General features: G+C 72.1%; 14 protein-coding genes. 4 read left to right on the top strand and 10 right to left on the bottom strand.

Translation table 11 applies throughout. The features are described from left to right. Positions 1 to 43: 43 nt before the first annotated feature. Positions 44 to 1702 carry a RecQ family ATP-dependent DNA helicase gene (locus tag Cba03nite_RS09560; RefSeq protein WP_203744325.1) on the bottom strand — a complete coding sequence of 553 codons (1659 nt, stop codon included), beginning with the start codon at positions 1700 to 1702 and terminating at the stop codon, positions 44 to 46. A 205-nt stretch (positions 1703 to 1907) separates the two neighbouring features. Here Cba03nite_RS09560 and Cba03nite_RS09565 point away from each other — a divergent pair, with 205 nt between their 5' ends. Further along, positions 1908 to 3587, top strand: a complete 1680-nt coding sequence (locus Cba03nite_RS09565) for a GH12 family glycosyl hydrolase domain-containing protein (protein ID WP_203744327.1) — start codon at positions 1908 to 1910, stop codon at positions 3585 to 3587. Between the two features lie 135 nt (positions 3588 to 3722). Here Cba03nite_RS09565 and Cba03nite_RS09570 read toward each other — a convergent pair whose 3' ends face one another. Further along, a complete protein-coding gene (locus Cba03nite_RS09570) occupies positions 3723 to 4061 on the bottom strand; it encodes an avidin-fold protein (protein WP_203744329.1) in 339 nt (112 codons plus the stop codon). 91 nt (positions 4062 to 4152) lie between these two features. Between Cba03nite_RS09570 and Cba03nite_RS09575 the strand changes: the two genes are divergently transcribed. After that, positions 4153 to 4932, top strand: a complete 780-nt coding sequence (locus Cba03nite_RS09575) for an alpha/beta fold hydrolase (protein ID WP_203744331.1) — start codon at positions 4153 to 4155, stop codon at positions 4930 to 4932. 191 nt (positions 4933 to 5123) lie between these two features. Here Cba03nite_RS09575 and Cba03nite_RS09580 read toward each other — a convergent pair whose 3' ends face one another. Continuing rightward, positions 5124 to 6062: an SDR family NAD(P)-dependent oxidoreductase gene (locus Cba03nite_RS09580; RefSeq protein ID WP_203744333.1), complete on the bottom strand. Its 939-nt coding sequence runs from the start codon at positions 6060 to 6062 to the stop codon at positions 5124 to 5126. Positions 6063 to 6227: 165 nt separating this feature from the next. Here Cba03nite_RS09580 and Cba03nite_RS09585 point away from each other — a divergent pair, with 165 nt between their 5' ends. Then, positions 6228 to 6797 carry a TetR/AcrR family transcriptional regulator gene (locus tag Cba03nite_RS09585; protein WP_239125596.1) on the top strand — a complete coding sequence of 190 codons (570 nt, stop codon included), beginning with the start codon at positions 6228 to 6230 and terminating at the stop codon, positions 6795 to 6797. A 129-nt stretch (positions 6798 to 6926) separates the two neighbouring features. Here Cba03nite_RS09585 and Cba03nite_RS09590 read toward each other — a convergent pair whose 3' ends face one another. Continuing rightward, positions 6927 to 7547, bottom strand: a complete 621-nt coding sequence (locus Cba03nite_RS09590) for an HD domain-containing protein (protein WP_239125597.1) — start codon at positions 7545 to 7547, stop codon at positions 6927 to 6929. 542 nt (positions 7548 to 8089) lie between these two features. Then, positions 8090 to 9064: a phosphotransferase gene (locus Cba03nite_RS09595; RefSeq protein WP_203744337.1), complete on the bottom strand. Its 975-nt coding sequence runs from the start codon at positions 9062 to 9064 to the stop codon at positions 8090 to 8092. Positions 9065 to 9285: 221 nt separating this feature from the next. Between Cba03nite_RS09595 and Cba03nite_RS09600 the strand changes: the two genes are divergently transcribed. After that, positions 9286 to 10287, top strand: a complete 1002-nt coding sequence (locus tag Cba03nite_RS09600; RefSeq protein WP_203744339.1) for a sulfite exporter TauE/SafE family protein — start codon at positions 9286 to 9288, stop codon at positions 10285 to 10287. Here the strand turns inward: Cba03nite_RS09600 and Cba03nite_RS09605 are convergent. From Cba03nite_RS09605 to Cba03nite_RS09625, 5 genes are all read right to left on the bottom strand, one after another. After that, on the bottom strand, positions 10284 to 11207 hold the full coding sequence (locus Cba03nite_RS09605) for an RNA polymerase sigma-70 factor (protein ID WP_203744341.1): 924 nt from the start codon (positions 11205 to 11207) through the stop codon (positions 10284 to 10286). The two genes, Cba03nite_RS09600 and Cba03nite_RS09605, sit on opposite strands and share 4 nt — an antisense overlap. Further along, positions 11207 to 11644 (bottom strand): carboxymuconolactone decarboxylase family protein, encoded by a 438-nt coding sequence (locus Cba03nite_RS09610; protein ID WP_239125598.1) that lies wholly within the window; start codon positions 11642 to 11644, stop codon positions 11207 to 11209. Before Cba03nite_RS09610 ends, Cba03nite_RS09605 begins: the two co-directional genes overlap by 1 nt. Before the next feature lie 126 nt (positions 11645 to 11770). Further along, entirely contained in the window at positions 11771 to 12187 is a 417-nt protein-coding gene (locus Cba03nite_RS09615; RefSeq protein WP_203744343.1) for a four-helix bundle copper-binding protein, read from the bottom strand. Positions 12188 to 12227: 40 nt separating this feature from the next. Next, a complete protein-coding gene (gene wrbA, locus Cba03nite_RS09620; RefSeq protein WP_203744345.1) occupies positions 12228 to 12836 on the bottom strand; it encodes an NAD(P)H:quinone oxidoreductase in 609 nt (202 codons plus the stop codon). Between the two features lie 163 nt (positions 12837 to 12999). Beyond that, entirely contained in the window at positions 13000 to 14658 is a 1659-nt protein-coding gene (locus tag Cba03nite_RS09625) for an MDR family MFS transporter (protein WP_203744347.1), read from the bottom strand. Positions 14659 to 14685 lie beyond the last annotated feature (27 nt).

Raw genomic sequence — 14685 nt, forward strand, 5'->3', positions numbered from 1 at the left:
GCACCTTCCTATACGCATAGCGTTAAGAAGGTGCCCTTCCTTGTCAGGCGGGGGTGAGGAGGTTGCGGGCGCGGACGGCCTTGAGGGAGAGGGTGCGGTAGCCGACCTCGTCGAACAGGACGGTGATGCGGTCGTCCTCCTCGCGCATGACGACGCCGGGGCCCCACTGGGCGTGGGTGACGCGGGACTGGACCGGGAAGCCGGTGTCCACGTCGGAGCGGGCGTCGGCGGTGCCCGCGGCGCAGGTGTCGCAGCTGCCGCAGGTCTCGGCCAGGTCCTCGCCGAAGTAGCCGAGCAGGAACTGGCGGCGGCAGTCGTCGGTCTCGGCGTAGCCGCGCATCATCTCGACGCGGGTCAGCTCGATGGTGCGCATCTGCGCGGCCTCCGCGGCCGCCGCCTGGACCGCCTCGGCGACGGTGTGCTCGCCGGTCCACAGCACGCCTTCGCCGGTGGTGAGCGCGGCGGCGGCCTCCTGGAGGAGGTTGACCGAGCGGGTGACGCGGGCGCGGGTGACGTCCAGCTCCTCGACGAGGTCGTCGATGCGCACCGGGCCGCCCGCGGCGTCCAGACCGGTGGCGACGCGGGTGAGCAGGTCCTCGTCGACGGTGCCGGAGGAGAAGAAGCGCGGCAGGCGCAGGTCCTCGGGGCGGAAGTAGAGCACCGCGGTCGCCTGGTCGCCGTCGCGGCCGGCCCGGCCGATCTGCTGGTAGTACGAGTCCAGCGACTCGGCGGGGGCGGCGTGCACCACGAAGCGCACGTTCGGCTTGTCGATGCCCATGCCGAAGGCCGACGTCGCGACCACGATCACCTTGTCGGAGGCGAGGAACGCGTCGTGCACCTGCGCCCGCTCCGACGCGCTCAGGCCGGCGTGGTACGCGTACGCCTCCTCCCCGGCCTCGCGCAGCGCCTCGGCGTACTCCTCGGTCTCGCCGCGGGTCTGCACGTAGAGCAGGCCCGGCGGGTCCAGCGCGATGATCCGCTCGATGATCTCGCGGCGCTTCTCCCGCTCGGTGACCTCGCGGGACACCTCCAGCCGGATGTTGGGCCGGTCGAAGCCCTTCACCAGCTGCACGGCGTCGCGCATGCGCAGCCGCTCGACGATGTCGGCGCGCACCGGCGGCGAGGCGGTCGCGGTCAGCGCGAGCACGGCCGGGTGGCCGAGCCGCTCGATCACCTCGCCGAGGCGCAGGTAGTCGGGGCGGAAGTCGTGGCCCCACGAGGAGACGCAGTGCGCCTCGTCCACCACGAACAGCGACGGCTTGGCCTCCAGCAGCTCGGCGATGACCTCGTCCTTGGCGAGCTGCTCCGGGGCGAGGAACAGGAACTCGGCGTCACCGGTCTGCAGCGCCTCGAACGCCTCGCTGTTGGCCCGCGCGCTGCGCGCCGAGTTGACCACGTGCGCGTCCGGGGCGCCCCGGTCGATGAGGTTCTTCACCTGGTCGCGCTGCAGCGCGATGAGCGGCGAGACCACGATGGTCGGCCCGCCCACGAGCAGCGCGGGCACCTGGTAGATGGCCGACTTGCCGGACCCGGTCGGCGACACCACGAGCGTGTCCCGCCCCGCGGCCACGTGGACCATCGCCTCCTCCTGCGCCGGGCGCAGCGTCGTCCACCCGTAAACCTTCGCCGCGACCTCGCGCAGCCGCTCCAGCTCCCCCACCGTGTTCTCCTCCCCGACGGCCCACGCCGCCAAACGCCGCATCCTCCCACACCCGCGCGCCCCGGCCCGTTGATCAAGGATTACCGGGCCGGAGGGGCAACAGAACCGTTGCCCGCGTGTAACTTCCACGCAAACGACTTCTGTCAATGGTTCTGTTTACACACAGTTCGACGATGGCCTATGGTGTCCGGTGGAAGCGCTCCCAGTCTGGCACCGTCCCCGATCTCCTCCCTGCCCAAGGAGTGACATGCACGCCACGACGAGCAGAAAGCATCGCCTCACCACGATCGTGTCAGCCGCCCTGCTGACGATCGCCGCCACCGCCGTGAGCCTGCTCGCGGCCCAGCCGGCCCAGGCCGCCGTCATCTGCGAGCAGTACGGCACCGTGGTCGCCGGCAACTACGTCATCCAGAACAACCGCTGGGGCACCACCGCCACCCAGTGCATCAACACCACCAGCAACGGGTTCAGCATCACCCAGCAGGACGGCGTCGGCAGCACCTCCGGTGCCCCGGTGTCCTACCCGTCCATCTTCCTGGGCTGCCACTACAGCAACTGCAGCCCGAGCTCCCCGCTGCCCAAGCAGCTCAGCACCATCGGCACCGCGAGCAGCAGCATCAGCTACTCGTACCCCGGCAGCGGCACCTACAACGCCTCGTACGACATCTGGCTGAACGCGGACACCAACGTCTCCGGCGTCCAGGACACCGAGATCATGATCTGGTTCAACCGGCAGGGCAGCATCCAGCCCATCGGTTCCCAGACCGGCACCGCGAACATCGCCGGGCGCAGCTGGAACGTCTGGACCGGCAACAACGGCGGCAACAACGTGGTGTCCTACCTGTTCACCGGGTCGGTCATCAACTCGCTGAGCTTCGACGTGATGGACTTCGTCCGCGACACGTTCACCCGCGGCTCGCAGTACGGCAACATCAACTGGTACCTGACCAGTGTGCAGGCCGGTTTCGAGCCGTGGATCGGCGGCGTGGGCCTGACCGTGAACTCGTTCTCGGCGTCGGTCACCAACGGCGGCGGCACCCAGCCGCCCGGCACGCCCGGCACCCCGACCGCGTCCAACGTGACCTCCAGCGGCGTCTCGCTGAACTGGTCGGCGTCCTCCGGCACCGTGAGCAGCTACCAGATCGAGCGGGCCACCGGCGCGTCGAGCACCAGCTTCAGCCAGGTGGGCACGTCCAGCTCGCCGTCGTTCAACGACTCGGGGCTGGCCGCCAACACGACCTACCGCTACCGGGTCCGGGCGACGAACTCGGCCGGGTCGTCGAGCTACTCCGGCATCGTGAACGTCACCACCACCGGTGGCGGCACACAGGTGCCCGGCACGCCCGGCACCCCGAGCGCGTCCGGCGTGACCTCCAGCGGCGTCTCGCTGAGCTGGGCGGCGTCGTCGGGCACGGTCAGCGGCTACCAGGTCGAGCGGGCCACCGGCGCGTCGAGCACCAGCTTCACGCAGGTCGGCACGCCGAGCGGCACCTCGTTCACCGACTCGGGGCTGGCCGCGAACACCACCTACCGGTACCGCGTGCGCGCCGTGAACTCGGCGGGCTCGTCGGCGTACTCCGGCATCGTGAACGTCACCACCACCGGTGGGGGCGGCGGTGGCGGCTGCACCACGACCGTGGCTCCGCAGAGCCAGTGGAGCAACGGCTACGTGCTGACCGTGACGGTGACCAACACCGGCTCGTCCGCGATCAGCAGCTGGTCGTCCACGGTGACGCTGCCCTCGGGCCACGCGCACACCGGCTCCTGGCCGCAGGCCGCCGTGGTCAGCGGCCAGAACGTCACCGAGAACAGCCTGGGCTGGAACGGCACCCTCGCCCCCGGCGCCAGCACCACCTGGGGCCTCCAGGCGTCCCGCCCCAACAACACCACCACCCTCCCGACCACCTTCTCCTGCACCGCCTCCTGACACCGTGGGGGTGCGGCTCCGCCGCGCCCCCACCCCCAAGATCGTCCGACTTGCCTGGCACATCGGCGAATGCGCGGTCAAGATACGCCCGATTGCCAGGCAAGACGGATGATCGAGGGGGTACGCCCCCGCGGCTCAGCGGAGTTCGGCGACCGCGCTGGTGCCGTGGCCGGGGCGGGACTCCCACTGCCAGGTCTCGTCGAGGCGGAGGCGGCCGTCGGGGAGTGTGGACACCAGCGAAACGCAGTGGCCCGTGGACGTGGCACCGTCCAGGTTGAGCTGGGCGTAGCGGAAGTCGAGCCGGTCGCCGTCGCGGGTGCCGACCAGGAAGCCGCGCCGGATCGCGCCGCCCGCGTACTCGGCCCAGATCTCCCCGTCCTGCTCGTGGTAGGTGAAGACGGTGTCGGTGCCGACCTCGCCACCGGCCGTCTCGGACACGGCGGCGAAGCGCAGTCCGTCCAATGATCGCGTCACGAGCGCACCCTAGCCGCCGCGCGTACCGCGTCGTCACGGCCGCCGCCGGTGTAACGTCGGCCCTCATCGGCCCGAGATCATGGAGGAAGACGTGCGCACCGCCCACATCTCCTGGTCGCGCCACGGCGGCGAGCCGGGCATGCTGCTCCTGCACGGCTTCTCCGACTCCGGCGCGTGCTGGGACCCGGTCCTGCCGGGGCTGCTCGCGCACGCCGGCGCGGTGACCCTGGACGCGCGCGGGCACGGCTCCTCCGGCCTGCCGGACGGGCCCACCGGCACCGCGGCCAACGCCGCCGACGCCGCGCTGGTGCTCGACGCGCTCGGCGCGGGCCCGCTGGTCGTGATCGGGCACTCGATGGGCGCGCTGGCCGCCGCCGCGCTGGCCGCCGCCCGGCCGGACCTGGTCCGCGCGCTGGTGCTGGAGGACCCGCCCGGCCCGCACCACACCCTGGCCGCCGACGGCATGCCGTCCTGGCTGGCCGAATTGCAGGCGCTGGACCTGCCCGAGCGCATCGCCAAAGGCCGCGCCGACAATCCGGGCTGGCCGGACGCCGAGTTCGAGCCGTGGGCGGTGAGCAAGGGCGAGTTCGACCCGCGCTTCTACGACCTGCCGTACGAGACCGGCCCGTCCCTGGTCGACTCGCTGGCCGAGACGGCGTGCCCGACGCTGCTGCTCTACGGCGAGGTGGCCCGGGGCGGCCTGCTGGCTCCCTCGGACGCCGACGACTGTGCCGACGCGGCGGGCGGGCCGTTCCGCGCCGAGCGGGTCGCGCACGCCGGCCACTGCGTACGCCGCGACGCCCCGGAGGCGTTCCTCGCCGCCGTCGCGCGGTTCCTGAAGCACGGCCCCACCCCGGACCTGGCGGGCTAGCCGGGCGGGCCGCCCCGCGGCACGGACGGCCCCAGCCCTTCCGGCCTTCGCAGTTCGGGGAAACTGCAGCGCCAGCCCCTTCTGCCTTCGCAGTTTCGGGGAAACTGCAGCTTCGCGAGGCGAGGGCGCTGCAGTTTCCCCGAAACTGCAGCCGGGCCCAGTCGAGCCCAGTCGAGCCGAGCGGAGCGGTGTCAGGCCGTCAGGGTCTGCTCGGTGATCTCCCATAGCCGCTGGGCGGCGGCCGGGTCCAGCGCGTACGCCGCCACGCCGCCACGCGTGCCGGGCCGGTTCGGCCCGGCCGCGTTGCAGTCCTCGAAGTACCGCCCCGTGACACCGGCGACCAGCGGGGAGGCCGCGAGCAGCACGGACGTCGCGGCGCCCTGCTCGGGCGTCTTCCAGAAGACCTCGGCCGCGTCGAGCTGCGCGCGCAGCCGGACCAGGTCCTCCTCGCTGATGTAGCGCTGCAGGTTGGTGCTGATCGCGCCCGGCATCAGCGCGTTGACGGTGATCCCGTCGGCGGCCCAGCGCCGCGCCGCCTCGACGGCGAACAGCACGTTCGCGGTCTTCGACTGCCCGTACGCGGCCCACGGCTCGTACTCGCGCCGCTCGAAGTGGATGTCCTCGAAGACGACGGGCGAGCGCAGGTGCGCCGCGGAGCTGACCGACACGACGCGGGCGTCACCGGCCGCCGCGAGCGCGCCGTGCAGCCCGCGCGCGAGCGCGAAGTGCCCGAGGTGGTTGGTGGCGAACTGCATCTCCCAGCCCTGCGGGGTGCGCATCAGCGGCGACGCCATGATCCCGGCGTTGTTCACGAGGATGTGCAGCGGGCCGTCCCAGGCCCCGGCGAACGCGGCGACGGAGTCCTGCTCGGCCAGGTCGAGCCGGGCGACGTGGATCTCCTTGTTGCCGGTGGACTCGGTGAGGTCCGCGGCGGTGCGGTCACCGGCGGCGGTGTCGCGTACCGCCAGGGTCACCTCGGCGCCCGCGGCGGCCAGCGCGCGGGCGGTCTCGACGCCGATGCCGGAGGCGGCGCCGGTCACGACGGCGCGGCGGCCGGTCAGGTCGACGCCCTGCACGACCTCGGCGGCGGTGGACGTGGCGGAGAACGGCGTGGTGATACGAGTGGTCATGATCTTTCCGTCCTGATCGACGATGCCGGAGCAGCCCTTCCGGTACAGTCAACAACCGGAGGCCCCTCCGTTACGCCTTCCACGCTAACCGGAGGATCCTCCGCTTTGCAAGCGATCCGCGCGTACGCACCATGAGCCGCGTCACCCGCGACGAGAGGAGGAGCCGTGACCGCCCCCAGGCCGCTGCGCGCCGACGCCCAGCGCAACCGCGACCGGCTGCTCGAGGTCGCCGCCCAGGCGTTCGCCCACGACGGGCCCCAGGTCTCCCTCGACGCCGTCGCCAAGCAGGCCGGTGTCGGCATCGGCACCCTCTACCGGCACTTCCCCACCCGCGAGGCGCTGATCGAGGCGGCCTACCGGCAGGAGCTGGCCCGGCTGTGCGACGCCGTGCCCGGCCTGCTCGCCGACCTGCCCCCCGACCGGGCCCTGCGCACCTGGATGGACCTGTTCTTCGAGTACCTGAGCACCAAACGCGGCATGGCCGACGCGCTGCGCGCCGTGATCGCCTCCGGCGGCGACCCGTACGCGCACAGCCGCGAGCGGCTCGTAGGCGCCATCACCGCCCTGCTGGCGGCCGCGGTGGCGGCGGGCGCCATACGCGACGACATCGCCCCCGACGATGTGCTGATCGGCCTCGGCGGGGTGTCCCTGGCCACCGCCGACCAGGCCCGGCCCGGCCAGGCGGGACGCCTGCTCGACCTGCTCATGGACGGCCTGCGCTACCGCCCGCGCTGACCGGGGCGTTCGGGCGGAAACGCCGGAGAGGGCACGGCCGGACCGGCCCTCCCCAGCGCGCCCGCCTACCGGAAGCCATCTTGGCGAATCGCCGCTTCCGGCCGGCCCGAGCGGCGAGTGAGGACCGGCCTATCCGCGGGACACGGCCTGGATCGGGTGCCGGGACTGGAATGCCAGGCGGGCGTCCGCGTGCTCGGCCAGCGCGTCCAGGATGCCGTCGAGGCGGAGGAACGCCTCCCACGGCGGCTCCCCGGAGGCCGCGCACAGCCGGGCCGTGAAGGCGTCCTCCAGCTCGGGCACACGCCTGCCCTTCCAGACCTTGTCCGCGAGCACCACCAGGAGATCCTCCACGGTGAGCAGGTCATACGCCGTGGCGCCGTGATCGCGGGCGAAGCGGGCCAGGCGCGGGTCCACGCCGCGCTCCAGGAGCAGCTCGTATCCGGCGTACTCGTGCGCCGAACCCGGCTCCGACAGCTCCGCAAGGTGCCGCACCTTACCGATGTCGTGCGTGGCCGCGCCGAAGCGGACCTCGGCGGCGTCGCAGACCAGGGAGGGGTATGCGGCCACGACCTGCTCAACGAGGCCGGCCGCCACGTCGTGCACCGCGCGCAGGTGCGCGGCGAGCCGTGGCGGTGCGTCCAGCGCGGACAGCATGGCGGCCACCTCGCCGGGCAGCGGGCGCAGCGGCGGGTCGGCATCCTCGGTGAGTGCGAGTTCGATCGCGCGGCGGTGCGGGGAGGTCGGCGTCACCCGCGAAAGGTTAGCTGCCCGACGGCGCATACGAGCTGCGCCGGACAAGGGCCGCGAGCGGGTCAGCCCACCAGTTCCAGCAGCCGGACCGCCTGGTGTTGCAGCGTGCCGGGCGGATTACGGCGGGCAGCGCCGTTGCCGGGCAGCAGCCAGTAACACCACAGGGCCGCGAACACGCCCCGTGACCAGCGCAGCCGGTCGGGGTCGACGGCGAACCCGGCGAGGAACCCGGTCCAGTCGGTGTCGCGCGAGGACAGATGCTCGATCAGCGTGCCCAGTTCGTAGGCGACGTCCCGAGGCGCCCGCGTCCTCGAAGTCGATGATGCGCGTATCGCTTGACCAGGACGCCGCCGTCCACGGACAGCTCATGGGTCTGCATCCGGGCAGCCTAGCGGCGTTGCGGCAGGCGCGGGCGCCTCCTCGTCCGGATCAGGCGGCCGCCCTCCGGCGGTGGAGCTCCTCCGCCGGGCTGCCGGAAAGCGCCGCTGCGAGGTTAGGAAGGGCACCTTCCTCTACGTATTGCGTTAACAAGGTGCCCTTCCTTAGGTCAAGGAGGTGATGATCTCGGTGAGGAGGGTGAAGGACTTGGTGTCGTCGGCGGTGCCGGTGTGGGGGTGGCGGAAGCGGGCCAGGTCTACGGCGATGTCGGCGAGGGTCCAGCGCTCGCGGTAGAGGTCCAGCAGGGACGGGCTGGGGGTGTGGCCGGTGGCGTGGGCGTACGCGGTGAGCACTGACTCGTCGTCGGCGGCGAGCAGCCACAGGTCGCGTTCGGGTGGGGCGAGCAGGGCGGTGTCCCAGTCGATGAGGCGCCAGCCGTCGGGGGTGAGCATGGTGTTGCCGGGGTGGGGCTCGCCGTGGGTGAGCACGGCCGGTGTGTCGCGGTGCTGCTCGACCAGGTTTTCGTAGCGGGCGAGCAGGTCGCGGACCGGCTTGGCGTGCGCGGCCAGCAGGCGGGCGGCGCGGTGGGCGTACGGGCCGCAGTCCGGGGTGTCACCGGTGAGGGTCGCGTGGAGGCCGTCGAGGTGAGGCACGGTGAAGTCGTCGCGCAGGGCGTCGCGGCGCGCGGCGGCCGGTGCGGTGTGCACGGCGACCACCATCTCCAGGACGGCTTCCCGGTGACCGGGTGCGGTGTACTCGCCCCAGCCGAAGCTCTGCCCGTCGACGTGCGGGTACAGCGCGGCGGCGAAGTCCCCGGCCACCCGCACCAGCGGCTCGCCGCCCCGCGCGGGCAACGGCGCGACGGCGAACGCCAGGCCGCTGTCGCGCAGACCGCGCGCCACGGACAGAGCCGCCCGCAGCCGCCGGAAGGCGCCGTCGAGCGACTCGGTGCCCGTGCGCCTGCGGTGCAGTTCGTCGACGGTGAGGAACCACCTCCTGCCCGCGGCGTCGGCGACGGACCAGTGGTGGCTGCCCCAGCCCACCGGCTGGTACGCCAGCGTCACCGGCCCGATCCCCCACCCCTCGTCCAGGGCGGCGACGAGTCTGTCCTCGGCCAGGTCAGCGGGGCGCGTCAGCATGTCCGCCACCCTACGAACCACCCGGCCAAGGTCAACCGAATTCGTCGCAGGCGGCCCGACCCAGTCTCATTTCTGACTCACCGCGCGTCCAGGGTGTTGGATCGATCATGCACATGCGGGCGCTGAACAGCGCGTTAACAGAGTCGTGGGGACGCTGCGCCACGTACCGCAACCTGGGACGGAGACTGCCCGCCCGCACCGCCGGTCTATATGGTCACCGCATGGATCTATGGGTCGCGGTAGCCGGGTTCGGCGTCGGTGTCGTGGTCGGACTCACCGGCATGGGCGGCGGCGCGCTGATGACCCCGCTGCTGGTGCTGGTGTTCGGGGTGCCGCCGCTGAGCGCGGTCTCCAGTGACCTGGTGGCCGGCGCGATCATGAAGCCGTTCGGCGGGGCGGTGCACTGGCGGCGCGGCACCGTGGACCGGCGGCTGGTGCTGTGGCTGTGCGCGGGCAGCATCCCGGCCGCGTTCTGCGGCGTGTTCGTCGCGAAGGCGTTCGACAGCGAGGGTGCGTCGCAGGTCATCCAGTCGCTGCTCGGCGCCGCGCTGCTGCTCGCCGCGTCCGGGCTGGTGCTCAAGGCCTGGTTCGGGCTGCGCGAGCAGGCCCGTGCGGCAGCGGATCCCGCTCAGGGGGCCGTCGCGGGCGACCCGGCGCCTGTTCGCGTACGCATAATTCCGACCGTGCTGGTCGGAGCAGTGGGCGGGCTGGTGGTCGGGGTGACCTCGGTCGGCTCCGGCTCGCTGATCGTGATCGCACTGATGGCGCTCTATCCGGCGCTGCGGCCGCAGCAGCTCGTCGGCACCGACCTGGTGCAGGCGGTGCCGCTGGTCGCCGCCGCCGCGCTGGCCCACCTGCTGTTCGGCGACTTCCAGCTCGCGCTGACGGCGGCCCTGATCGCCGGCGCGGTGCCCGGCGTGCTGCTCGGCGCGGCCGTATCGTCCCGCGCTCCGGGCGGCCTGATCCGCTTCGCGCTGACCGTGGTTCTCACCGCCAGCGGCCTGAAGCTGCTCGGCGCGAGCACCCTCGCCGTCGGCATCACCACCGCCGCCCTGCTCGCGGTCCTCCCCGCCCTATGGCTGCTCGCCCGCCACCGCCTCGGCCTCACCGCCGCCGACCCAGCCACTCCTCCCGCTGTCGTCCGCCAGCCCGACGGCCCCCCGGCCGGCGCGGCTCTCCAGGAGTCGCGCCGTCAGGGAACAGCGGAAGCCGCACCTCGTTAGGACTGGGCCCAGGGGGTGGGGGCCGGGGCTGGGCGCGGCGGCACGAGGGCGCGGAGTTTGTCAGGATTGCTGAGGAGCTGGAGGCCGACGATGTGGCCGCCTTCGGACTCCCAGGTGAGCAGCTGCCAGCCGGGTCCGAGCAGGACGATCGCGGCCGGGCCGCCGTTGACCTCGGCGACGCGCCACTCCACCCGGCTCGCCTTCGCGGTGATGCCGGTGATGAAGCGGGCCACCTTCGGCGCGCCGACGACCGGGTTGAGCGCGGCGCGGACCTTGCCGCCACCGTCGCTCCACAGCACCACCTCGTCGGCCAGCAACTCCTCCAGCGCGCCACGGTCACCCGTGCTGGCCGCGGCCAGGAAGCGTTCCACCAGGGCCCGGTGCTCGACCGTGTCCACCGCGAACCGGCTGCGGTCCTCGCCGACGTGGTCGGCGGCGCGGCGGTGCAGCTGGCGGGCGTTGGCCTCGGTCAGCCCCAGCGTCTGCGCGATCTCGGCGTAGGGCAGCTCGAACGTCTCGCGCAGCAGGTACACCGCGCGCTCCGGCGGGGTGAGCCGCTCCAGCAGGCGCAGCGCGGCCAGCGACAGCGTCTCGCGCTGCTGCGCCGTCTCGGCCGGGTCGGCGACCTGCTGCCCGATCGGGGCCGGCTCGGGCAGCCAGGTGCCGGGGTAGGTCTCCCGGCGGCGTCGCGCCGAGCGCAGCTGGTCCAGCGCCAGCCGGGTGGTGACGGTGACCAGCCAGCCGCGCGGATCGGCGATGGCCGCCCGGTCCGCGTCGTGCCAGCGCAGCCAGGTCTCCTGCAGCACGTCCTCGGCGTCCCACCAGCTGCCGAGCATTCGGTACGCCAACCCGAGCAGCACCGGGCGGTGCTGCTCGAATCCGTCCGAGTTCACGGCGCGCGCCTCGATGACGGCGGACATCACAGCACCGGTTCCAGCCGGGTGGTCACGCCGATGCGGTTCCACAGGTTGATGAGTCCGATCGCGAGGATCAAGTCGGCGACCTCCTTGTCGGTGAAGGCGGCGCGGGCGGTGTCCCAGACCTCGTCGGAGACGCCGTGCTCACCGAGCCGGGTCACCTCGTCGGTCAGGCCGAGCGCGGCCCGCTCGCGGGCGTCGAAGCCGGGGAACTCCCGCCAGGTGCCGACCCCGAGCACGCGGCGTACGTCCTCGCCGTGCTTGAGCAGGTCGCCGCCGTGCAGGTCGACGCAGTACGCGCAGCCGTTCAGCAGAGACGCGCGCAGCTTGACCAGGTCCAGCAGCCGGGAGTCCAGCTGGTGGCGCAGGTACTTCTCCAGCCCCAGCACGGCGCGGTAGCCCTCCGGCGCGACCTCGCCCACGTTCATCCGCTGGCTCATCAGGCACATCCCTTCCGTTCTCCAGTTTCACGGAGACCGCAGGCCCCCGTCCCGGGAACGACGGGACAGGCGGGCCCGGATGTGACAGATCGCCACCGGCTGGGACATACGTCACAGCCGGGCGGGTCAGCGCAGCGCGGGTTCGGCCAGGGACGCTTCAGCGAGCATCGCACGGCAGGCGGCTGCGCAGGCCACGCAGGCGTCGGCGGCCGCGGCGCAGCTCGGCCGGCGGTCCGCGTGCGCCCGGCACTCGCTCGCGCACACGTCGCAGACCGTCGCGCACGCCTCCAGCACGGAGCGGACCAGCTCGGGATGGTTGCCGCGGAAGCGGTCCAGGATCTCGCCGGCGGTGGCGCACATGTCGGCGGTGTCGAGGTTCGTGCGGATGCAGATCACCAGCTCCGCCACGGCAGAATCACCCAGGCACGCGTCGGCGCAGGCGTTGCACGCCTCGGCGCACAGGTTGCACGCGCGTACGCATGCCGCCCGGGTGTCGTGCCGGAGATCCTCCTCGTCGCGGTACATCGGGGTCATCGGCTGCATGGCTCGCCTCCAGATGATCGATCGTACGCGCGCGGACCGCTCAGCCGAGCAGCTTCGCGGTGATCGTGGTGAGACGGCGGCCCTGGTAGCGGGCGGCGGCGAGCGTCGCGTCGTCCGGTTTGGCACCCTGCGTGCCCGCCGCCCACGAGGTGCCGTACGGGTTGCCGCCGGACGCGTACACCGTGTCGTCGGTGTAGCCGGGTGGGACGATGATGCAGCCCCAGTGGTAGAAGACGTTGTTGAGGGACAGGATCGTGCTCTCCATGCCCCCGTGCACGTTGACCGCCGAGGTGAAGGCGGTGACCGTCTTGTCGGCGAGCTTGCCGGCCTGCCACAGCCCGCCCGTGGTGTCGAGGAACTGCTTGAGCTGGGCCGTGGTGTTGCCGAACCGGGTCGGGGTGCCGAAGGCGTACCCGTCGGCCCATTCCAGATCGGCCAGCGCCGCCTCGGCCACGTCCCGGGCGGTGGTGTCGACGTGCTCGCGCCAGGCCGGGTTGGCGTCGATGGCGCTGTCCGGCGCCAGCTCGGCGACCCGCCGCAGCCGTACCTCGGCCCCGGCGTCGCGGGCGCCCTCGGCGACGGCCTCCGCCAGCCGGTGCACGGACCCGGTGGCGGAGTAGTAGATGACGGCGATCTTCACGTCAGGCATGGTCCTGACGATATCCACGGACGACCGGCCGTATGCCTGGTTCGCCGAATACAACGGGCGCCCGCGCACACGGCACGAGCGCCCGTGCCTTCACCGACCCGCCTTTGCTCTGCTTACAAATACGCAACCGATGCGTATTTGTAAGCAGAGCAAAGGCGCTGGGTCAGCCCACCCGCAGCGGCTCGTCAGGACGCTTGCCGGCGCCCGGAGCAGCGTCACCGGCATCCTCGGCGCCGAGGTCGGCGCTGTCGGCGGCGGCGCTCTCCTGAGCCAGGCGGTCGGCGCCGCTGAGCGTGCTGAGCGGCTTCTCCTTGATGAACAGCACCACGATGAGCGCCAGCGCGGCGAACGGGGCGCCGATCAGGAACAGGTCCGCGGTGGCGACGCCGTAGATCTCCGCGATGATCGCCCGGACCGCGGGCGGCAGCGCGGCCAGGTCGGGGACCTGGGTCGAGCCGCCACCGGCCGCGGCGGGGCCGAACTTCTCCACCGACAGGTCGGTGATCCGGTTGGCCATGACCGCGCCCAGCGCGCTCACCCCGATGGCACCACCCATGCTGCGGAAGAAGGTCAGCACGGAGGTGGCCACGCCCAGCTCGTGTGCGGGCACGTCGTTCTGCGCGGCGAGCACCAGGTTCTGCATGAGCAGGCCGACGCCGATGCCGAGCACCGCCATGTACGCCGACAGCACCGGCACGCTGGTGGTGTGGTCGATGGTGCCGAGCAGCACCATGCCCGCGGTCATGATGAAGCCGCCCGCGACCAGGTAGATCTTCCACTTGCCGTACTTGGTGATCAGGCCGCCCGCAACGGTGGACGACACCAGCAGACCGAAGATCATCGGCAGGCTCATCAGGCCCGCGACGGTCGGCGACTTGCCCAGCGAGATCTGGAAGTACTGCGACAGGAACACCGCGCCGCCCATCATCGCCAGACCTACCAGCACGCTGGCGATGATGGTCAGGGCGACCGTGCGGTTGCGGAACAGGTTGAGCGGGATGATCGGTTCGGCGGCCCGCGATTCGACGAGCACGGCCAGGGCCAGCAGCACGACACCGACGCTCACCAGCAGCGCGGTCCAGCCCGACGCCCAGGCGAACTTCTGCCCGGCCAGCGTCGACCAGACCAGCAGCGTGGACACGCCCGCGGTGATCAGGAACGCGCCCGCGTAGTCGATCTTCACCTTGCCGGGCGGGGTCGGCGGCAGGTGCAGGGTGCGCTGCAGCAGGTAGATCGAAAGCAGCGTGAACGGGACGCCGATCAGGAACGTCCAGCGCCAGCCGAGCCAGTCCGTGTCGACGATGACGCCGCCGATCAGCGGACCGGCGATGGTGCCGATGCCGAACACGGCGCCGAAGATGCCGGAGTAGCGGCCCATCTCGCGCGGCGGGATCATCGCCGCCATCACGATCATGGCGAGCGCGGTCATGCCTCCCGCGCCGACGCCCTGCACCAGCCGGCTGACGAGCAGGGTCTCCACGTTCTGGGAGAGACCGGCGATGAGCGAGCCGACCACGAACAGGCCGAGCGAGAGCTGGATGAGCAGCTTCTTGCTGTAGAGGTCGGCCGCCTTTCCCCACAGCGGGACGGTGGCCGTCATCGCCAGCAGCTCGATGGTGACGATCCAGGTGTAGACGGACTGGCTGCCGTGAAGCGCGCCGATGATGCGGGGCAGCGCGTTGGCGACGATCGTCGACGCCAGGATGGACACGAACATGCCGAGCATCAGCCCGGACAGTGCCTGCATCACCTCCCGCCGCGACATGGAGGTGGGCTCGGCGCCCCGGTCCGCCTGGTCGGGCGGGTTGGCGGTGGTGGTCATTCGTTTCCTCACGTGATGTTTCGACCG

The sequence above is a fragment of the Catellatospora bangladeshensis genome, from assembly GCF_016862575.1.
Classification (GTDB): Bacteria; Actinomycetota; Actinomycetes; order Mycobacteriales; family Micromonosporaceae; genus Catellatospora; species Catellatospora bangladeshensis.